Consider the following 19,407-nt stretch of genomic DNA (forward strand, 5'->3'; position numbering starts at 1 on the left):
GCTCGGTCTGCCCGCACTTTCGTGCTCCCGGCGCCCCAAATCCCGGATGGTGCTACCCTATCTCCGATCTGCACAGACTGGCAGGGTTTCGAAGCGCCGATTCTATCATGCCGGATAAGGCGAAGGTCGAGGTCGCCGTTCAGGTCTCGCAGCGCTGGATCCTGGCGCGGCTGCGGAACCGGCGGTTCTTCTCTCTGGCTGAGTTGAACGCGGCGATCCGGCCCTTGCTCGACGATCTGAACACGCGGATCATGCGCGACTACGGGGCCAGCCGCGCCGATCTCTTTGCCACGCTGGATCGCCCGAACCTGATACCCCTCCCGGCGGCCCCATACGTCTTTGCCCGCTGGAAACGGGCCCGTGTCGCGCCGGACTATCACATCGAGGCGGATGGCTGCTGGTACTCGGTCCCCTTCGGCCTGATCCGGCAGCTGGTGGATCTGCGCATGACCCAGACGACCGTGGAAATCTTCCATCGCGGCAAGCGCGTGGCCAGCCATGCCCGCAATCCCGGACGGCGCAGTCATGTCACGGTGCCCGATCACATGCCGTCCTCGCATCGCCGTTATGCCGAATGGACTCCGTCCCGCATCCTGGCCAGCGCCGAAAAGCTCGGCCCATCGGTCGCCGCGTTTTGCCAGATCGTCATGGAGAACCGACCGCATCCGGAACAGGGGTTCCGCACCTGTCTGGGCGTGTTGTCATTGGCAAAGAGTTATGAGCCGGAACGGCTCGACGCTGCCTGCCGCCGTGGCGTCACGATCAAGGCGCGTTCGGTGTCCTCAATCCGGTCGATCCTGAAGACCGGTTTGGATCAGGCCTTTCTGGAGCCCGAACCCGAAGAGCTTCCGCTGCAGCACCCCAATATCCGGGGTCGAAATTACTACCACTGAGAAGGAGACAACATTGCTGACACATCCCACATCCGACCGGCTCGAAGCCCTTGGCTTTACCGGCATGGCCAAGGCACTGGACGAACAGCGCCGCGCCAGTGACGCGTTCGAAAACCTCAGTTTTGAAGAGCGGTTGGGCTTGCTCGTGGATCGAGAGGCGACCGAGCGCGATGCCAAAAGGCTGGCGACACGGCTGAGGTTCGCCGCGCTCCGGCAGGCCGCATGCGTCGAGGACATCGACATGCGCAGCCCGCGCGGCATCGACAAATCGGTCATGGCCCATCTCATCGATGGCGGTTGGATCAATCGACACGAGAACTTGCTGGTTACCGGCCCAACAGGCCTGGGGAAGAGTTGGATTGCCTGCGCGCTCGGTCACAAGGCCTGCCGTGACGATCGCCGGGTCATGTATCACCGCGTGCCTCGGCTCTTCCAGGCGCTGGCCATCGCCCGGGGCGACGGGCGCCATGCCCGCGTCCTGAAATCCATCGAACGCACCGAGCTTCTGATCCTGGACGATTGGGGCCTGTCGGTGCTCACCGCCGCGTTTTGGACGGGCCATCGCGGGGCGTAGTTCCTCTTCGGTTCAACCGAAGGAGACCCAATGTCCAGACCATCCGAATACCGCTGCGAAGAGAAGGTAGTGACGCTACTCGAGCAGGCCAAGCTGAGCTTGAATGCGCTCCGCTTCGTCCATGCGACCTATCACCATCTCGATAATAATCCTGGGTGGACTCCCTCCCACATGTCCCTCAAGCCAACCCCCACAGATGACCGCATCTGCACAGTGCTCGCGGCAGAGCTCTGCGCCGCCACGGCCACCCCCGGTGCCAACGATATCTCGATGATACATGAGGGGATCAATGGCGTGGCGGAGCACAACCTGTTTCAGCACCTACAGCTCGATGGAAGGAAGGTCCGATTCCGCTATTCGAAGCATATGGCCGAGGCAGCGCAGCCCCTCATGAAGAGCAGGTTCGTCTTTCTCGATTGCGACCTTATCGCCAGGATGCGGAGTCCATGGCAGGTGTTGTTTTACACTCGGGCCGCCATGGTCACCCGACAGGATCGTCCGATCTTCTACATTCCTCGAGTATGTCCGGTCTCTGAACCATGGAGCGATACAAAAAGAACCTGGCTCGCGGCCGCAGCTCGTGTCGGGCAGATGCTGGACCAGAAATACGTTATCATCCCGGAGTTGGATGCTCGCCGGGAGAAAGTGACTGGCGTGCGCGTGAAGATCGTCCATGGAGCCACCAAGTGGTCCAAGGGCAAGTTGTTCCCGCGCTATGCCACCGAGCCAGTCTGCGTGGTGGCGCACGGAAAGGCGTGCACCCTTTCTCGCGGAGAGCTGAAACAGCGCATTGACTGGACCAGAGCGACAGGGCCATGACCCCGCGTCTCACGCTGGAGCGCGGGAGCCGGGAGGCAGATCGTCCTGATCGGACGTCCGATCTGATTCCAACGACAGAGTGGCCCGGGAACATGCCTCCCGGGCGGAAGTCCTACTACGCGGCTTCCGACATGATGCGGGCAAGCTCGCTGTTCATGTTCGCGCCGGCCGCGATCTGCCTCTCGAGCTCAAGCACAATGGGGAGGAAGTCGGCCCCATCCGTCCTGGTCTGCACGATGCGAACCATGGCCTTCCGGGCCGCCTGAAGCTTTTCGATCGATCCTTCCATGTCCTTCTCCATCGAGGATTGCGATGGAGGGGACTTCGGTCCGAATGAATCGGTCCGGAAATCATGCTGGGGAACGAGATGCTGGGAGCGCTACCCGCGATCAGGACGGGCACGGTGAGGTGTGGGGCACTTTGTGGGGCAGATTTCGGCCAAAAGGCCCGTAAAAACGCAAAAAACCCAGCCAGGCTGGGTTTTTTAGCTTGATATTGGTGCCCAGGAGAGGACTCGAACCTCCACGTCCATACGGACACTAGCACCTGAAGCTAGCGCGTCTACCATTCCGCCACCTGGGCAGGTGTCGTGAGGCAGGCGTTTAAATCGAGCCAGGGGGAGTGTCAACGCGGAATCTGAAAGAAATGCCACAGACGCGACCGCATATCGTCTTGTCACACCAAAGAGCCGGTTATATTCCCTGTAAGCATCGAAAAACGCGAGGCTCCGATGTCCAGACTGGTGACGATCTACGGCGGCTCCGGCTTTCTCGGCCGGTACATTGCACGGCACATGGCCAAGGAAGGCTGGCGCGTGCGTGTCGCCTGTCGGCGCCCGAACGAGGCCCATTTCGTGCGCACCTATGGCGTTGTCGGTCAGGTCGAACCGGTGTTCTGCAACATCCGCGACGACAACAGCGTGCGGCAGGTGATGCAGGGCGCAGCGGCGGTGATCAACTGCGTCGGCACCTTCGACGCCCGCGGCAAGAACAACTTTGATGCCGTGCAGGCCGAAGGCGCGGGCCGCGTGGCCCGGATTGCCGCGGAAAGCGGCGTGGCGCGCATGGTGCAGATCTCGGCGATCGGGGCCGATGCCGCATCGGACAGCGATTACCAGCGGACCAAGGCCGAGGGCGAAGCCAATGTGCTGGCGCATATGCCGGACGCGATGATCCTGCGACCCTCGGTGATTTTTGGCCCCGAAGACAATTTCTTCAACCGGTTCGCCGGGATGTCGCGGATGGGACCGGTGCTTCCCGTGGTCGGCGCGGATACGAAATTCCAACCGGTCTATGTTAACGACGTCGCCCGGGCCGCCGCGATGGGCGCCATGGGCACCGCCCCGGGGGGTGTCTATGAACTGGGTGGGCCCGATGTCGGCAGCTTCCGCGAGCTGATGCAGGACATGCTCAAGGTGATCCGCCGCCGCCGGCTGGTGTTGAACATGCCGTTCTGGGCCGCCGGCCTGATGGCGCGCGGTTTCGATCTTTTGTCGACGCTGACCTTCGGGTTGTTCAGCAATGGCATCCTGACCCGCGATCAGGTGCGCTCGCTCGGCCGCGACAACGTGGTGAGCGACGGCGCGCGCGGGTTGGCCGACCTCGGCATTCGCCCGACCGCGATGGAAGCGGTGCTGCCGGATTACCTCTGGCGTTTCCGCCCCGCCGGACAATACGACGCGATCAAGGAATCCGCCGGCCGTCTGGGGGCCAAATAGGCCCGAATCGCCCGACCGGACGCAGGCGCCCCGCCAGAGGAGAGCGCGGTTGACGAGGAAAACCTGCCCCGGACAAGAAGCTGCGCGCTGCCCCCTTGCGTCAGCGGGCGGCAGCGCGTATATCGCCCTTCAACAGCGGCGCGCCGGGCCTCACCCGAAGCTCCACCGGATAAGTTCGACGGGCCGCGCGCCCGTTTTTTTGTGCCCGTCCGCCGGGCCGAACCCGCAGGAAGCCGTATGAGTGATATTCTGTCAAATACCCTGATTGCCAAAGCCGCGATCGACCGTCGTCTGGCCGAAATTATCGGTCCCGTGATTGAGGATATGGGTTTTGAACTGGTCCGCATCCGGCTGATGAGCGGCAAGACCCAGACGCTTCAGATCATGGCCGAGCGCCCCGGCGGCGGCATCGAGGTCGACGAATGCGCCGCCATCTCCAACGCGGTGAGCGCCACGCTGGACGTCGAAGACCCGATTCTCGACACCTATACGCTCGAAGTCTCCAGCCCCGGCATCGATCGGCCGCTGACCCGGCTCAAGGATTTCGAGACATTCGAGGGATATGAGGCCAAGATCGAGACCACCGAGCTGATCGACGGCCGCCGGCGCTTCAAGGGCGTGCTGGCCGGCATCGAGGGCGAGGAGGTGCTGATCAACGTCGATGGCTCCAGCCAAGGCGAGGAAACCGTGACCCTGGGCCTGAACTTTGACTGGCTGAGCGATGCCAAGCTGGTCATGACCGACGAGTTGATCCGAGAAATGCTGCGCCAGCGCAAGGCGGCGGACGTGGACGAAACCAAGTTTGACGAGATCGAGACCGAAGAAGCGGCGTCTCAAGAGGAGAAAGAATAATGGCAATCACCTCAGCCAACCAGCTTGAGCTTTTGCAGACCGCCGAGGCGGTGGCGCGCGAAAAGATGATCGACCCCGGTCTCGTGGTCGAAGCGATGGAGGAATCCCTCGCCCGCGCCGCCAAGTCGCGTTACGGCTCCGAGATGGACATCCGGGTCTCGATCGACCGCCGCACCGGCCGCGCCACCTTTACCCGCGTGCGCACCGTGGTCGAGGAGGAAGAGCTCGAGAACTATCAGGCCGAGATGACCGTCGAGCAGGCCAAACAATACATGGCCGAGCCCAAGGTGGGCGATCAATATGTCGAGGAAGTGCCGCCGGTGGAAATGGGCCGGATCGCGGCACAATCGGCCAAACAGGTGATCCTGCAAAAGGTCCGCGAAGCCGAGCGCGACCGCCAGTACGAAGAATTCAAGGACCGCGCCGGCACCATCATCAACGGCCAGGTCAAGCGCGAGGAATATGGCAACGTCATCGTCGACGTGGGCCGGGGCGAGGCGATCCTGCGCCGCAACGAAAAGATCGGCCGCGAGAGCTATCGCCCCAACGACCGCATCCGCTGCTACATCAAGGATGTACGCCGCGAGGCCCGTGGCCCGCAGATTTTCCTGTCGCGCACCGCACCGGAATTCATGGCCGAGCTGTTCAAGATGGAAGTGCCCGAGATCTACGACGGCATCATCGAAATCAAGGCCGTCGCTCGCGACCCCGGCTCGCGCGCCAAGATCGCCGTGATTTCCTATGACGGCTCGATCGACCCCGTGGGCGCCTGCGTCGGTATGCGCGGCAGCCGCGTGCAGGCAGTGGTCAACGAGTTGCAAGGCGAAAAGATCGACATCATCCCGTGGAACGAGGACCAGCCCACCTTCCTGGTGAACGCGCTGCAACCGGCCGAGGTCACCAAGGTGGTTCTCGACGAGGAAGCCGAGCGCATCGAGGTTGTGGTGCCGGAAGAGCAACTGTCGCTGGCCATCGGCCGTCGCGGTCAGAACGTGCGGCTGGCGTCGCAGCTCACCGGGCTCGATATCGACATCATGACCGAGGCCGAGGAATCGGCGCGCCGCCAGAAGGAATTCGAAGAGCGCACCCAGCTCTTCATGGACACGCTCGACCTTGACGAATTCTTCGCCCAGTTGCTGGTGTCGGAAGGGTTCACCAATCTCGAAGAGGTGGCCTATGTCGAGCAGGACGAGCTGCTGGTGATCGACGGCGTCGACGAAGGCACCGCCGAAGAGCTTCAAACCCGGGCCCGCGAGCACCTGGAAGAGCAGGCCAAGAAGGCGCTGGCCAATGCCCGCGAGCTGGGCGCCGAGGACAGCCTTATTGACTTTGACGGCCTGACACCCCAAATGATCGAGGTTCTCGCCAAGGATGGCATCAAGACCCTCGAGGATTTCGCCACCTGCGCCGATTGGGAACTGGCCGGCGGCTGGACCACCGCGAATGGCGAACGCGTCAAGGACGACGGCCTGCTCGAGCCCTTTGAAGTCTCGCTCGAGGAAGCACAGGGCCTGGTGATGACCGCACGGGTCGAGCTTGGCTGGGTGGATCCGGCCGATCTGGAAACCGCGGAAGACGACAGCGAAGACGAAGACGGTGACGACCTCATTGCCGAAGAGGACGCGGAAGCGGCCGAAGAGGCACGGGACTGAACGGTCGCGGAGGCGAGGCAATGACACGCGGCGGCAAGGACAAGGACCGGGGCGACACCGGACCGGAGCGCAAATGCATCGCCACCGGAGAGGTGTTGCCGGTGGCGCGGATGATCCGCTTTGTGGTCGGCCCCGAGGGTCAGGCGGTGCCGGATGTCCTGGGCAAGCTGCCCGGGCGCGGCATCTGGGTGTCGTCGGATCGCGCGGCGCTGGACAAGGCGGTGTCGAAAAAGCTGTTTGCCCGCAGCGCCAAGCAACCGGTCACCGTCCCCGATGGGCTGGTGGCCGAGATCGAAAGGCAAATCGCGCGCCGCGTGGTGGATCTGATTTCGCTCGCCCGCAAGGGCGGGCAGGCGGTCGCCGGCTATGAAAAGGTCAAGGACTGGCTTCAGAAGGAAGAGGCCCGCGTCCTGATCCAGGCCAGCGATGGCTCCGAAAGGGGCAAGTCGAAACTGAGCACGCCGTATGGCGGATCATTCATCGGCTGGCTGACCGCAGACGAGTTAGGATTGGCATTCGGCCGACAAACTGTGATACATGGCGCGCTGGCGTCTGGTGGACTCACGGAACGTGTAGTAGAGGAAGCCGCAAGATTGAAAAATCTGCGCGCGCATGACGACGGCGGCAACGGTCGCCGGAAAGGAAAATAGAGCTTTGAGCGATAATGACGGCAAAAAGACCCTTGGTTTACGTGGCGGCGCCCGTCCGGGCAATGTGAAGCAGAGCTTCAGCCATGGGCGGACCAAGAACGTCGTGGTGGAAACCAAACGCAAACGCGTGGTCGTGCCCAAGCCGGGCGGGGCCAAGTCCGGCTCCGGCGGGGCTGGCGGTGGCGTGGGCGGTGCTGGCAAACGGCCCGCCGGGATCACTGATGCCGAGATGGAACGCCGGCTGAAGGCGGTTCAGGCCGCCAAGGCGCGCGAAGCCGAAGAGGCGGCGAACCGCAAGGCCGAGGAAGAGGCGCGCGCCGAGGAGCGCGAGCGCCGCCGGGCCGAGATGGAGGCCAAGGAGCGCGAACAGCGCGAGGCCGAAGAGAAAGCCAAGGCCAAGGCCGAGGAAGAAGAGCGCAAGCGTCGCGCCGCCGAGGACAAGGCCAAGGCCGCAGCCGCCAAGGCCGCAGCCCCCGCCGCCGAGGCCGATCAGCCGCGCGGCGGTGCCAAGCAGGCGCCGGCCAAGAAGCCCGACCGCGAACAGGATCGTCAGAACCGTGGCAAGGGTGGGCGCGACGGCGGCCGCCGCTCCGGCAAGCTGACCGTGAACCAGGCGCTGACCGGCGGCGAAGGCGGGCGGCAACGCTCGATGGCCGCGATGAAGCGCAAGCAGGAACGCGCCCGGCAGAAAGCCATGGGTGGCCCGGTCGAACGGGAAAAGGTTGTCCGCGAGGTCAAGCTGCCCGAGGCGATCGTCGTCTCCGAGCTGGCCAACCGGATGGCGGAACGCGTGGCTGACGTGGTCAAATCGCTCATGCAGATGGGCATGATGGTCACCCAGAACCAGACGATCGACGCCGACACCGCCGAACTCATCATCGAGGAATTCGGCCACAAGGTGACGCGCGTGTCCGACTCCGACGTCGAGGACGTCATCAAGGAGGTCGAGGACAAGGAAGAGGATCTGCAACCGCGTCCGCCGGTCATCACCATCATGGGCCACGTCGACCACGGCAAGACCTCGCTCCTGGATGCGATCCGCGATGCCAAGGTTGTCGCCGGCGAAGCCGGCGGGATCACCCAGCACATCGGCGCCTATCAGGTGGAGACCGACAGCGGTGCGGTCCTGTCCTTCCTCGACACGCCGGGCCACGCCGCCTTTACCTCGATGCGCTCGCGCGGGGCACAGGTGACGGATATCGTCGTGCTCGTGGTTGCCGCCGATGACGCGGTGATGCCGCAGACCATCGAGGCGATTGCCCATGCCAAGGCGGCCGAGGTGCCGATGATCGTGGCGATCAACAAATGCGACAAGCCCGCCGCCAACCCCGACAAGGTGCGGACCGACCTGCTTCAGCACGAAGTCATCGTCGAGAAGCTCTCGGGCGATGTGCAGGATATCGAAGTGTCGGCGATCACCGGCAAGGGCCTCGACGAGCTGCTTGAAGCGATTGCGCTTCAGGCCGAGATCCTCGAGCTCAAGGCCAACCCCGACCGCGCCGCCCATGGCGCCGTGATCGAGGCTCAGCTCGACGTCGGCCGCGGCCCGGTGGCCACGGTTCTGGTGCAGAACGGCACGCTGAAACAGGGCGATATCTTCGTCGTGGGCGAGCAATGGGGCAAGGTGCGGGCGCTGATCTCGGACACCGGTGAACGGGTCGAAGAGGCCGGGCCGTCGGTGCCGGTCGAGGTGCTGGGCCTGAACGGCACGCCGGAAGCCGGTGACGTGCTCAACGTGGTGTCGACCGAGGCGCAGGCGCGCGAGATCGCGGAATACCGCGAGCAGGCCGCCAAGGACAAACGCGCCGCCGCCGGTGCCGCCACCACGCTCGATCAGCTTCTGGCCAAGGCCAAGGAAGACGAGAACGTCGCCGAGCTGCCGATCCTGGTCAAGGCCGACGTGCAGGGCTCTGCCGAGGCCATCGTCCAGGCGATGGAGAAGATCGGCAACGAAGAGGTGCGCGTGCGCGTGCTGCATTACGGTGTCGGCGCGATCACCGAGACCGACGTGGGCCTGGCGGAGGCGTCCAATGCGCCGATCCTCGGCTTCAACGTCCGGGCCAATGCCTCGGCGCGGAACTCGGCCAACCAGAAAGGCGTGGAAATCCGCTATTACAGCGTGATCTACGACCTGGTGGATGACGTGAAAGCCGCGGCCTCGGGCCTGCTGTCCGCCGAAGTGCGCGAAAACTTCATCGGCTATGCCGAGATCAAGGAGGTCTTCAAGGTCTCCAACGTCGGCAAGGTCGCCGGCTGTCTGGTCACCGAAGGGGTGGCGCGCCGCTCCGCCGGTGTCCGCCTGCTGCGTGACGACGTGGTGATCCACGAAGGCACGCTGAAGACGCTCAAGCGCTTCAAGGACGAGGTCTCCGAGGTGCAATCCGGCCAGGAATGCGGCATGGCCTTCGAGAACTACGACGATATCCGCCCCGGCGATGTCATCGAGATCTTCGAGCGCACGGAAGTCGAGCGCAAGCTCGACTGATCCGGCGCCGGATACAGAATCGACACAGGGGACAGAGCGATCTGTCCCCTTTTTTGTGCTTGGGAATTGCTTGGGAATTGGAAGGCGAAGCCCCGGCGCCGGTGTCTGCGGCTCAGAGCCAGTCGCGCAGGATCGGGATCAGCGGGATATCGGCGGGCGGCATCGGGTAATCGCGCAGCCGGTTGGGCTTGACCCAGGCCAGGGTCTGGCCCTCCTGCGCCTGCGGCACCCCCTGCCATTTGCGGCAGGCAAAGAGCGGCATCAGCAGATGGAAATTCTCGTAGGCGTGGCTGGCGAAAGTCAGCGGCGCCAGACAGGAGGCCCAGGTGTCGATGCCCAGCTCTTCCTGCAACTCCCGGATCAGCGCCGCTTCCGGTGTCTCGCGCGGCTCGACCTTGCCGCCGGGAAATTCCCAGAGGCCGGCCATGCTCTTGCCCTCGGGCCGCTGGGCCAGCAGAACGCGGCCGTCACGGTCGATCAGGGCAACGGCGGAGACAAGGATCACTTTGGTCATGGCATCGGTGTGGCTGCGGAAAGATGGGGCGGATTTGGCCCAGGGATCGGCGGAGTGCAATACCCCGCCGTCGGGTTGCCGGTGGGTCGGTCTCAGCCAGGCACCGGGTGTTCATGATCCTCAGGAGCGGTAATCGGCGTTGATGTCGATGTAGCCGTGGGTCAGATCGCAGGTCCAGACGCGTTTCTTGCCATCGCCGATGCCAAGATCGACCGCGATGGCGATGTGGTCGCCTTCCATGTGGGCGGCGGCGTCGGCCTCCTGATAGTCGGGATGCACCCAGCCGTTTTCGGCCACCAGCGTGTCACCGAAACGGATGGTGATACGGTCGCGGTCGGCCTGGGCCCCGCTCTTGCCGATCGCCATGACCACGCGGCCCCAGTTCGGATCTTCGCCGGCGATGGCGGTCTTGACCAGCGGCGAATTGGCGATTGCCATGGCATGGGTATGCGCTTCGGCATCGCTGGCGGCGCCGGTGACGTCGATCTGGACGAACTTGGTGGCGCCTTCGCCGTCGCGGACGACCTGATGGGCGAGATCCATCATCACCTCGAACAGCGCCTCTTCGAACGCCGCATTGTCGGCGACGTCGACGCCAGAGGCGCCGGTGGCGACCAGCAGCAGGGTATCCGAGGTCGAGGTGTCGCTGTCGACGGTGATGCAGTTGAAGGTCAGGTCGGTGAGATCAGCAAGCATCGCCTGCAACTTAGGTTGGGCGCAGGCGGCATCGGTAAAGATATAGACCAGCATCGTTGCCATGTCCGGCGCGATCATGCCCGAGCCCTTGGCGAAACCGGCGATCTGCACCGTCCTGCCGTCGATCTCGAGGCTGCGGGCAGCGCCCTTGGGATAGGTGTCGGTGGTCATGATGGCACGGGCGGCATCGTTGATGGCGCCCGCGTCCTGGCCCGCGATCAGCTGGTCGATCACGTCGATGATCCGGTCATGCGGCAGCGGTTCGCCGATCACTCCGGTGGAGGAGGTGAAGACCCGATCCTGCGGCAGCCCGGCGGCGCGGGCCACGGCCTCGGTGATCGCCGCGACCGAAGCATCGCCACGCTTGCCGGTGAAGGCGTTGGAATTGCCGGCGTTGACCAGGATCGCCGCGGCCTCGTCCCCGGCGCCGCCGAGTTTCTTCTGGCAGTCGAGCACCGGCGCCGAGCGGGTTGCCGACCGGGTGAAGACCCCTGCCACGGCGCTGCCCGGAGCGAGCAGCGCCAGCATCACGTCCTTGCGGCCCGCATAGCGCACCCCCGCCTCGACCGAGGCAAAGGTGACACCCTCGATCACCGGCATCTCGGGGAATTGCGCGGGCGCCAGAGGCGAAACAGGCAGGGGTTTGGCCATGTTATTGTCCGATCAGGTCGATGTTTTGCAGGACCGAGGTGTCGACATCGGCCTTGTCGGTGCGGGTGATCTCGGCCGATTCGGTCAGCTCGCCGAGCACGCCTTCGAGCGCCGCATTGCGAACCGCCTGTTCCAGCTCGGGGCGGACTTCCTCCATCTCGGGCGCTTCGGCGACGCGGGTCTCATTGAGCTTGATCACGTGCCAGCCGAACTGGGTCTGCACCGGATCGGAGATCTCGCCTTCGCCCAGCTCCTGCACCGCCGCCTCGAATTCGGCAACCATCATGCCGGCACCGAACCAGCCCAGCTCGCCGCCATTGGGGCCGGAGGGACCGGTCGAGTTTTCCTTGGCCAGCTCGGCGAAATCCTCGCCTTCGCGGGCGCGTTCGGCCAGGGCCGCGGCCTTTTCCTCGGTCTCGACGAGGATATGCGAGGCATTGAATTCCATGCCGCGATTCTCGCTTTCGTAAGCCTCGGCATAGGCGTCGGTCAGCGCCGCTTCGGTCACCGCTTCATCCATCGCCGACTGCGCCTGCTCGGCGGCGCGCAGGGCGCGCTCTTCGTTGTCGAGCGACAGTGCCACACGTTGCGACACCTCGTCGGGGCCGGCCTGCACCAGCAGGGTCTGCTGGATCAGCTGGTCCATGATGCCGTCCCAGAGCACGTCGTCGGGCAGTTGACGCAGCTGATCGGGCAGCGAAGCGCGGATCATGATCATGTGGCCGAGGGTGATCTCGGTGCCGTTGACCGTGGCCACAACCTCGTTCACATCCACCTGCTCATGCTGTTCAGCCAGGGCGGGGACGGCCAGAAAGGCCATGAGAGCGGCGGTTTTCACGCTTTTCAACATCAAGTGTTCCTTCATTCATTGCCGCGCACGAGGGCGGCGTTGACACTGGTAGGGGCGACCCTTACATCGCTTTTGTCCCGTTGGGCGCCCCGTTCCCGAAAGGCATATGGGTTGCGATGCGGACGGGCAAGGCGCGGACACAAAGATGTGCGCATTATTCGACGGAGAGAGTATGCTGGGCTTTGGAAAAATCGCCAGATCGGTGTTCGGAACACCGAACGACCGAAAGATCAAGGCGACGCGCCCGCTGGTCGAACAGATCAATGCCCTGGAAACCGAGTTCGAAGCGCTCAGCGACGAAGGGTTGAAGGACAAGACCAAGGCGCTGGCCGACCGCGCCAAGGGCGGCGAGAGCCTGGACGCGATTCTGCCGGAAGCCTTTGCCAACTGCCGCGAGGCCGCCAAGCGGGCGCTGGGCCTGCGCGCCTTCGACGTGCAGCTGATGGGCGGGATCTTCCTGCACCAGGGCAATATCGCCGAGATGAAGACCGGCGAGGGCAAGACGCTTGTCGCCACCTTCCCGGCCTATCTGAACGCGCTGACCGGCAAGGGCGTGCATATCGTCACGGTCAACGACTACCTGGCGAAACGCGACGCCGAGTGGATGAGCAAGGTCTACGGCGCCCTGGGGCTGACCACCGGCGTGGTCTATCCCTGGCAATCCGAGCAGGAAAAGCACGACGCCTACAATTGCGACATCACCTATGCGACGAACAACGAGCTGGGTTTCGACTATCTGCGCGACAACATGAAATCCGAGCTCAAGGACATGTTCCAGCGCGGCCACAACTTCGCGATCGTCGACGAGGTCGACAGCATCCTGATCGATGAGGCGCGGACGCCACTGATCATCTCCGGCCCAGCCGAGGACCGCTCGGATCTCTACCAGACCATCGACAAGCTGATCCCGCATTTGCAGGAAGATCACTACACGCTCGATGAGAAAACCCGCAACGTCACCTTTACCGACGACGGCAACGAATTTCTCGAAGCGCAGCTGCGGGCGCATGATCTGCTGCCCGAGGGCCAATCGCTTTACGACCCCGAAAGCACCACCGTGGTGCACCACGTCAACCAGGGTCTGCGGGCGCACAAGCTGTTCCTCAAGGACAAGGATTATATCGTCCGCGACAACGAGGTTGTCCTGATCGACGAATTCACCGGGCGGATGATGGCCGGCCGGCGCCTGTCCGACGGGCTGCACCAGGCGATCGAGGCCAAGGAAGGCTGCGAGATCAAGCCCGAGAACGTGACGCTGGCGTCGGTCACCTTCCAGAACTACTTCCGCCTGTATGACAAGCTGGGCGGAATGACCGGCACCGCGGCAACCGAGGCCGAGGAATTCCAGGAGATCTACGGGCTGGGCGTGGTCGAAGTGCCGACCAACAAGCCGATCGAGCGGATCGACGACGATGACAAGGTGTTCCGCACCAACGACGAGAAGTACAAGGCGATCATCGACGAGATCCAGAAGGCGCATGACAAGGGCCAACCGGTGCTTGTCGGCACCACCTCGATCGAGAAATCCGAAATGCTCAGCCAGGCGCTGACCCAGGCCAAGCTGCCGCATAACGTCCTGAACGCGCGCCAGCACGAGCAGGAGGCACAGATTGTCGCCGATGCCGGCAAGCTGGGTGCGGTGACCATCGCCACCAACATGGCCGGCCGCGGCACCGACATCAAACTGGGCGGCAACGTCGACTTTCAGATCATGGAAGCCATCGCCGCCGCCCCCGACAGCGACCCCGAGGAGATCCGCAAACGGATCGAGGCGGAACATGCCGCCGACGAAGAGGCAGTCAAAAAGGCCGGCGGGCTCTACGTGCTGGCCACCGAACGCCACGAGAGCCGCCGGATCGACAACCAGCTGCGCGGCCGCTCGGGCCGTCAGGGCGACCCGGGGCGGTCCTCGTTCTTCCTGTCGCTCGACGATGACCTGATGCGCATTTTCGGCTCCGAACGGCTCGACAAGGTGCTCAACACGCTGGGCATGAAGGAAGGCGAAGCGATCGAGCACCCTTGGGTCAACAAGTCGCTGGAACGCGCTCAGGCCAAAGTCGAGGGCCGCAACTTCGACATTCGGAAACAATTGCTGAAGTTCGACGACGTGATGAACGATCAGCGGAAGGTGATCTTCAGCCAGCGGCGCGAGATCATGGAAGCCGAGGATCTGTCCGAAATCGTCCAGGATATGCGCCATGAGGTGATCGACGAGCTGGTCGATCAATATCTGCCGCCGAAATCCTATGCCGATCAATGGGATGCCGAGGGTCTTCAGGGCGCGGTGATCAAGTATCTCGGCCTCGACCTGCCGATCCGTGACTGGGCCGAGGAAGAGGGCGTCGATCAGGAGGTCGTGCGCGAACGTCTCGAGGACGAGAGCGACAAATACATGGCCCAGAAGGCCAGCGCCTTTGGCCCCGAGACCATGCGCAACATCGAAAAGCAGATTCTGCTTCAGACCATCGATGCCAAGTGGCGCGAGCACCTGCTGACGCTCGAGCACCTGCGTTCGGTGGTGGCCTTCCGCGGCTATGCCCAGCGCGACCCGCTCAACGAGTACAAGAACGAGGCCTTCCAGCTCTTCGAATCGATGCTCGAGAGCCTGCGCGAGGACGTCAGCGAGAAGCTGTCGCAGATTCGCCCGATGACCGAAGAGGAGCAGGCCGCTTTGATGCGCCAGATCCAGGAGCAGCAGGCGGCGCAGAAGAAGCTGACCGAACAGGCGCAACCTGTGGGGGAAAACGCTCCGCCGCAGCAAACGGCGGAAGGCGCCGCGCCGGGCTTTGACGAAAGCAAGCCCGAGACTTGGGCCAACACCGGCCGCAACGAGCTCTGCCCCTGCGGATCGGGCAAGAAATTCAAACATTGCCACGGCCGCGTGTAAACGCGCCAGCGCGCCGAGAGGCTGCCAGAGGATCAAAGGCCGGGCCCGACGCCCGGCCTTTTTCGTTGTCGGGCGCCCGCCGGACCGGGCAGGACAATGCCTGAACACCACCCTGAATTGTGTCGCAAATGCGGACAATCTCGGGCAGAGGGCCAAAAAGACTCCGCTAGCCCGCCCCATCTCCGCCGCCTTCCCCAGCGATATCTGAGCCTAGGAAAAGCCCGGTTCCGGGCAAGGAGGCAGAGATGAAGGCCAAACGATCGATCAGGCGCGGGGCATCCGGGTCAGGGGCCGCGGCACCGGCGGCCAAGGGCACCGCGAAGACCAAGAGAAAATTCGCCATGCCACGGCGTATCCCGCTGACCAAATCGACGCTCGCCTTCGGCAGCGGCGTGATCATCTTCTCGGTCGGCTTCGTGCTTCAGAATTTCGGCACCCACCCGGCCTCTTCGCTCCAGGATGCAAAGCGGCCCGATGTGCAGACCGCCGAATTGCCCGACACGCTTGTCGAAAGCGCCGATCTCAGCGCCATCACCCCGACCTCGGCCGGCGTCCTGCCGGTGGACCGGCCGCTGCCCCCCCTGCCGCGCGAGTCGGTCTCCGTTCCGGCCACCGAAACCGAGCCCGGCCGGGGCGTCACCGCTCTGGCCGCGCTTCAGGACACCGCCGTGCCGGAGCCGCTTGACCCTGCGGCGCTGGAGATCGCGCCCGGCGGCGCGGCCCTGAACACGCCGGTCCTGCCCTGCGAGGTGACAATGACCGCCGATCCGGCACCGGCGGCAATGGTCGATCTGATCGTCGAGGCGGCCTGCCTGTCCGACGCCCGGTTTACCCTGCATCACAGTGGCATGATGTTTCATGCGCTCACCGATGAAAACGGCCGGAGCAGCTTGCGCGTCCCGGCGCTGGCCGAAAACGCCGTCTTTATCGCCTCCTTCGACAATTCCCAAGGCGCGGTGGCTCAGATCGAAGTGCCGACGCTGGAATTCTATGACCGCGTGGTGGCCCAATGGCGCGGTGATGCCGGACTTGGCCTGCATGCGCTGGAATTCGACGCCACCTATTTCGGTGTGGGTCACGTGTATTCCGCCAGCCCCGGCGACATGAGCGCGGCGGCCAGCGGCAGCTCCGGCTTCCTCACCCGCTTTGGCGAGAATGCCGGCGCCGATGCGCTGATGGCCGAGGTCTACACCTTCCCCACGCTGACCTCGGACAGCGCCGGGCGCATCGGGCTTTCGGTCGAGGCGGAAGTGACGGCGGCCAATTGCGGCAGGCAGATCGCGGCCCAGACTCTGCAACTCAAGCCCGGCGAAACCCTGCGCAGCCGAGATGTGACGCTCGATATGCCGGCCTGCGAGGCCAACGGAGACTTTCTGGTGTTGAAAAATCTCTTTGAAGACCTGAAAGTCGCCGCCAACTGAACGCGACAAAAGGCCTGGCCTGAATGTACAAGTTGTGTGCGGCGTTCTGCGCCGCACTATTCCTTTTTGCGGTGGCCCTGCCGTCGCCGGCGCTGGCCCAGGATGTGGTGCTCACTTCGCTTGATGGCGCGGTCGAGATCGAAGGCACGCTCAAGGGCTTCGACGGGGAGTTCTATCGCCTCGATACCGTCTATGGCGAGATCACCGTCGATGCCTCGGGCGTGAATTGCGCCGGTCCGGGCTGCCCCAATCTCGAGGCCTTCGTGGCCGAGATGCGGGTCTCCGGCTCGGCCACCATGGGCCGGGTGCTGATGCCGGCACTGATCGAGGCCTTCGCGCTGCGCAACGGGCTCCTCGCCAGCCGCAGCGAGGTGGGCGAGAACCGTTTCGACTATGCCCTGCGCGACCGCGAAACCGGGGTCGAGAAAGGCCTGTTCCGGTTTCACACCACCAACACCGACGAGGGCTTTGCCGATCTTCTGGCCGATGACAGCGATATCGTCATGTCGCTGCGCGAAGTCCGGCCCTCCGAGGTGCGCGCGGCGCGCGAGGCCGGGCTGGGCGATCTGACCGGCCCGAACCGCTCGCGCGTGCTGGCGCTTGATGCCATGGTGCCGATCGTTTCGCCGCGGAACCCGCTCAATGCGATCAGCCCGGCGCAACTGGCGCGGCTCTTCAGCGGCGAAATCTCGAACTGGCTGCAAATGGGCGGACCCGATGCGCCAGTGGTGCTGCATCTGCCGCAAGAGACCTCGGGCCTGGCGCAATCGGTGCAGGACAAGTTGATGGCGCCGGCCCGCGCCGATCTTGCGGCCGGGGTCGAACGCCATGCCGACAACACCGAGCTGGCCGAGGCGGTGGCAGGCGACGTGCTGGCCATCGGCATCACCAGTCATTCCGAGATCGGCAATGCCAAGCCGGTGGTGCTGACCGGGCGCTGCGGCTTTCAGCTCCGCGCCTCGCGGCTGGCGATCAAGACCGAGGATTATCCGCTGACGGCGCCGATGTTCCTCTATCTCCCGGCCCGCCGCCTGCCCAAGCTGGCGCGCGATTTCCTCACCTTCACCCGCTCCGACCCGGCGCAGATCGTCATTCGCCGCGCCGGTTTTGTCGATCAGGCCCCCGAGGAGGTGGCGATCAACGCCCAGGGCGACCGTTTCGCCAATGCGATCACCGCCGCCGGCGAAGAAACCTCGCTGGACGAGCTGAAGCGGCTGGTCGGCACGCTGGGCACCCGGCACCGGCTGTCCACCTCTTTCCGCTTCCGGGCCGGCTCGACCCTGCTGGACGCGCAGTCTCTGTCGAACGTGCAACAGCTGGCGCGCGCGCTGGAGGCCGGAAAATACGACACCCGCTCGGTGCTCTTCGTCGGATTCTCCGACGGCCAGGGCGCGGCATCGGCCAACCGCGCCATCGCCACGCGCCGGGCCGAGGCGGTACGCGATGCGGTGGTGTCCGCGGCGGAAACCGCCAATCTCGAGCGCGTGCATGTCGACATCGCGGCCTTTGGCGAGGCGCTGCCTCTGGCCTGCGACGAGACCGCCTGGGGCCGGCAGGCCAACCGCCGGGTCGAGGTCTGGGTGCGCTGAGCCGCGCCTGGCGGACTTCCGGTACGGCAGTCAAACGCCCGCCCCTGTCCCGGCCCCGTACCGCGCGCCTCCGCTGGCCCCGCCTTGCCGCCAAGGGACCTCTTGCCGCCTGACGCCGCCCATGGCACGGTTTCCCGAAAGCGACCGGAGGCACGGCCCATGGCCACCAAGACCAAAGCCAAAGACGACACCACGCATCTGCCCCAGACCTTCGAGCCGAGAAACCCCGGCATGGCGCTGGATCTCGACTGGGTGCTGGGCGTTCATGCCAACCGCTCGGCGATCGAGCGGCGCGCGGCCACCCTGCCGGGCCGCCGGAGCGTGAAAAAGGACCATCAGGCCGCCTGGCTGTGCCGGGCGATTTCCTGCATCGATCTGACGACGCTGTCCGGCGACGACACCGAAGGCCGGGTTCGCCGGCTCTGCGCCAAGGCGCGCCAGCCGGTGCGCGCCGATATCCTTCAGGAGCTGGGGATGGAGGGGCTGACCACCGGCGCGGTCTGTGTCTATCACGACATGGTGCCCACCGCCGTGCGCGCGCTCGAGGGCAGCAATATCCCGGTTGCCGCCGTCTCCACCGGCTTTCCGGCCGGGCTGTCGCCGTTCAACCTCCGGGTCGCCGAAATTCATGCCAGCGTCGAGGCCGGCGCGCGCGAGATCGATATCGTGATCTCCCGTCGCCATGTGCTGCAAGGCAACTGGCAGGCGCTTTATGACGAGATGCGGGCCTTTCGCGCCGCCTGTGGCGAAGCCCACGTCAAGGCGATCCTGGCCACCGGCGAGCTTGGCACGCTCAAGAACGTCGCCCGCGCCTCGCTGGTCTGCATGATGGCCGGCGCCGATTTCATCAAGACCTCGACCGGCAAGGAAAGCGTGAACGCCACCCTGCCGGTCTCGCTGGTGATGATCCGCGCGATCCGCGACTATCACCAGCGCACCGGCGTGCGGGTCGGCTACAAGCCGGCCGGCGGGATTTCCAAGGCCAAGGATTCGTTGACCTACCTGGCGCTGATGAAGGACGAGTTGGGCGACCGCTGGTTGCAGCCCGACCTGTTCCGCTTTGGCGCCTCGTCGCTGCTGGGCGATATCGAACGCCAGCTCGAACACCATGTCACCGGCCGCTATTCGGCCAGCCACCGGCATGCGATCGGCTGACC

15 protein-coding genes, 1 tRNA gene and 1 pseudogene are annotated in these 19,407 nt (G+C 64.5%); 12 read left to right on the plus strand and 5 right to left on the minus strand.

Annotated features, from left to right (window positions below):
- Positions 1 to 113: 113 nt before the first annotated feature.
- The 3 genes and pseudogenes from BMW90_RS22455 to BMW90_RS22465 form a co-directional block, all read left to right on the plus strand.
- Positions 114 to 893 (plus strand): annotated as a pseudogene (locus tag BMW90_RS22455) (Mu transposase domain-containing protein); the annotation flags it as partial.
- Between the two features lie 13 nt (positions 894 to 906).
- Positions 907 to 1,467: an ATP-binding protein gene (locus BMW90_RS22460; RefSeq protein WP_275937323.1), complete on the plus strand. Its 561-nt coding sequence runs from the start codon at positions 907 to 909 to the stop codon at positions 1,465 to 1,467.
- A gap of 30 nt (positions 1,468 to 1,497) precedes the next feature.
- Positions 1,498 to 2,286: a hypothetical protein gene (locus BMW90_RS22465; RefSeq protein WP_074839497.1), complete on the plus strand. Its 789-nt coding sequence runs from the start codon at positions 1,498 to 1,500 to the stop codon at positions 2,284 to 2,286.
- Positions 2,287 to 2,401: 115 nt separating this feature from the next.
- On the opposite strand, the gene BMW90_RS26810 is transcribed toward BMW90_RS22465, so the two are convergent.
- Entirely contained in the window at positions 2,402 to 2,575 is a 174-nt protein-coding gene (locus tag BMW90_RS26810; RefSeq protein ID WP_170850608.1) for a hypothetical protein, read from the minus strand.
- Positions 2,576 to 2,782: 207 nt separating this feature from the next.
- A tRNA-Leu gene (locus BMW90_RS22470) sits at positions 2,783 to 2,868 on the minus strand.
- A gap of 148 nt (positions 2,869 to 3,016) precedes the next feature.
- On the opposite strand from BMW90_RS22470, the gene BMW90_RS22475 reads away from it, so the two are divergent.
- From BMW90_RS22475 to infB, 5 genes are all read left to right on the plus strand, one after another.
- Positions 3,017 to 4,003 carry a complex I NDUFA9 subunit family protein gene (locus tag BMW90_RS22475; protein ID WP_074839500.1) on the plus strand — a complete coding sequence of 329 codons (987 nt, stop codon included), beginning with the start codon at positions 3,017 to 3,019 and terminating at the stop codon, positions 4,001 to 4,003.
- 249 nt (positions 4,004 to 4,252) lie between these two features.
- Positions 4,253 to 4,855 carry a ribosome maturation factor RimP gene (gene rimP, locus BMW90_RS22480; RefSeq protein WP_074839569.1) on the plus strand — a complete coding sequence of 201 codons (603 nt, stop codon included), beginning with the start codon at positions 4,253 to 4,255 and terminating at the stop codon, positions 4,853 to 4,855.
- Positions 4,855 to 6,507 (plus strand): transcription termination factor NusA, encoded by a 1,653-nt coding sequence (gene nusA / locus BMW90_RS22485; protein ID WP_048533436.1) that lies wholly within the window; start codon positions 4,855 to 4,857, stop codon positions 6,505 to 6,507. The genes rimP and nusA overlap by 1 nt, the downstream gene beginning before the upstream one ends.
- Positions 6,508 to 6,527: 20 nt before the next feature.
- Positions 6,528 to 7,157, plus strand: a complete 630-nt coding sequence (locus BMW90_RS22490; protein ID WP_048533437.1) for an RNA-binding protein — start codon at positions 6,528 to 6,530, stop codon at positions 7,155 to 7,157.
- Positions 7,158 to 7,161: 4 nt separating this feature from the next.
- Complete coding sequence (infB, locus tag BMW90_RS22495) at positions 7,162 to 9,642, plus strand: translation initiation factor IF-2 (protein WP_048533438.1); 2,481 nt, start codon at positions 7,162 to 7,164, stop codon at positions 9,640 to 9,642.
- 112 nt (positions 9,643 to 9,754) lie between these two features.
- Here infB and BMW90_RS22500 read toward each other — a convergent pair whose 3' ends face one another.
- From BMW90_RS22500 to BMW90_RS22510, 3 genes are all read right to left on the minus strand, one after another.
- Positions 9,755 to 10,156 (minus strand): (deoxy)nucleoside triphosphate pyrophosphohydrolase, encoded by a 402-nt coding sequence (locus BMW90_RS22500; RefSeq protein ID WP_048534043.1) that lies wholly within the window; start codon positions 10,154 to 10,156, stop codon positions 9,755 to 9,757.
- A 120-nt stretch (positions 10,157 to 10,276) separates the two neighbouring features.
- The gene (gene argJ, locus BMW90_RS22505) at positions 10,277 to 11,503 is read right to left on the minus strand and encodes a bifunctional glutamate N-acetyltransferase/amino-acid acetyltransferase ArgJ (RefSeq protein WP_074839503.1); all 1,227 of its coding nucleotides are present in this window, start codon (positions 11,501 to 11,503) and stop codon (positions 10,277 to 10,279) included.
- Position 11,504: 1 nt separating this feature from the next.
- Positions 11,505 to 12,353, minus strand: a complete 849-nt coding sequence (locus BMW90_RS22510; RefSeq protein ID WP_083416165.1) for a peptidylprolyl isomerase — start codon at positions 12,351 to 12,353, stop codon at positions 11,505 to 11,507.
- 172 nt (positions 12,354 to 12,525) lie between these two features.
- Between BMW90_RS22510 and secA the strand changes: the two genes are divergently transcribed.
- The 4 genes from secA to deoC all read left to right on the plus strand — a co-directional run bounded on the left by secA (position 12,526) and on the right by deoC (position 19,405).
- Positions 12,526 to 15,240 (plus strand): preprotein translocase subunit SecA, encoded by a 2,715-nt coding sequence (secA, locus tag BMW90_RS22515; protein ID WP_074839507.1) that lies wholly within the window; start codon positions 12,526 to 12,528, stop codon positions 15,238 to 15,240.
- A gap of 341 nt (positions 15,241 to 15,581) precedes the next feature.
- On the plus strand, positions 15,582 to 16,661 hold the full coding sequence (locus BMW90_RS22520; RefSeq protein WP_139211523.1) for a translocase: 1,080 nt from the start codon (positions 15,582 to 15,584) through the stop codon (positions 16,659 to 16,661).
- A 23-nt stretch (positions 16,662 to 16,684) separates the two neighbouring features.
- A complete protein-coding gene (locus BMW90_RS22525) occupies positions 16,685 to 18,250 on the plus strand; it encodes a phosphate ABC transporter substrate-binding/OmpA family protein (protein WP_074839510.1) in 1,566 nt (521 codons plus the stop codon).
- A gap of 159 nt (positions 18,251 to 18,409) precedes the next feature.
- Positions 18,410 to 19,405: a deoxyribose-phosphate aldolase gene (deoC, locus tag BMW90_RS22530; RefSeq protein WP_048533442.1), complete on the plus strand. Its 996-nt coding sequence runs from the start codon at positions 18,410 to 18,412 to the stop codon at positions 19,403 to 19,405.
- Positions 19,406 to 19,407: the final 2 nt, after the last annotated feature.

The organism is Marinovum algicola (assembly GCF_900109145.1).
Lineage (GTDB): Bacteria > Pseudomonadota > Alphaproteobacteria > Rhodobacterales > Rhodobacteraceae > Marinovum > Marinovum algicola.

What these genes read in the sequence shown, in the direction of transcription:
- BMW90_RS22490 (WP_048533437.1), top strand. Translation starts at nt 6,528, where the DNA reads ATGACACGCGGCGGCAAGGACAAGGACCGGGGCGACACCGGACCGGAG.
- BMW90_RS22475 (WP_074839500.1), top strand. Translation starts at nt 3,017, where the DNA reads ATGTCCAGACTGGTGACGATCTACGGCGGCTCCGGCTTTCTCGGCCGG.
- BMW90_RS22465 (WP_074839497.1), top strand. Translation starts at nt 1,498, where the DNA reads ATGTCCAGACCATCCGAATACCGCTGCGAAGAGAAGGTAGTGACGCTA.
- nusA (WP_048533436.1), top strand. Translation starts at nt 4,855, where the DNA reads ATGGCAATCACCTCAGCCAACCAGCTTGAGCTTTTGCAGACCGCCGAG.
- secA (WP_074839507.1), top strand. Translation starts at nt 12,526, where the DNA reads ATGCTGGGCTTTGGAAAAATCGCCAGATCGGTGTTCGGAACACCGAAC.
- BMW90_RS22500 (WP_048534043.1), bottom strand. Translation starts at nt 10,156, where the DNA reads ATGACCAAAGTGATCCTTGTCTCCGCCGTTGCCCTGATCGACCGTGAC.
- deoC (WP_048533442.1), top strand. Translation starts at nt 18,410, where the DNA reads ATGGCCACCAAGACCAAAGCCAAAGACGACACCACGCATCTGCCCCAG.
- BMW90_RS22525 (WP_074839510.1), top strand. Translation starts at nt 16,685, where the DNA reads ATGTACAAGTTGTGTGCGGCGTTCTGCGCCGCACTATTCCTTTTTGCG.
- argJ (WP_074839503.1), bottom strand. Translation starts at nt 11,503, where the DNA reads ATGGCCAAACCCCTGCCTGTTTCGCCTCTGGCGCCCGCGCAATTCCCC.
- BMW90_RS22520 (WP_139211523.1), top strand. Translation starts at nt 15,582, where the DNA reads ATGCCACGGCGTATCCCGCTGACCAAATCGACGCTCGCCTTCGGCAGC.
- BMW90_RS22510 (WP_083416165.1), bottom strand. Translation starts at nt 12,353, where the DNA reads ATGTTGAAAAGCGTGAAAACCGCCGCTCTCATGGCCTTTCTGGCCGTC.
- BMW90_RS26810 (WP_170850608.1), bottom strand. Translation starts at nt 2,575, where the DNA reads ATGGAAGGATCGATCGAAAAGCTTCAGGCGGCCCGGAAGGCCATGGTT.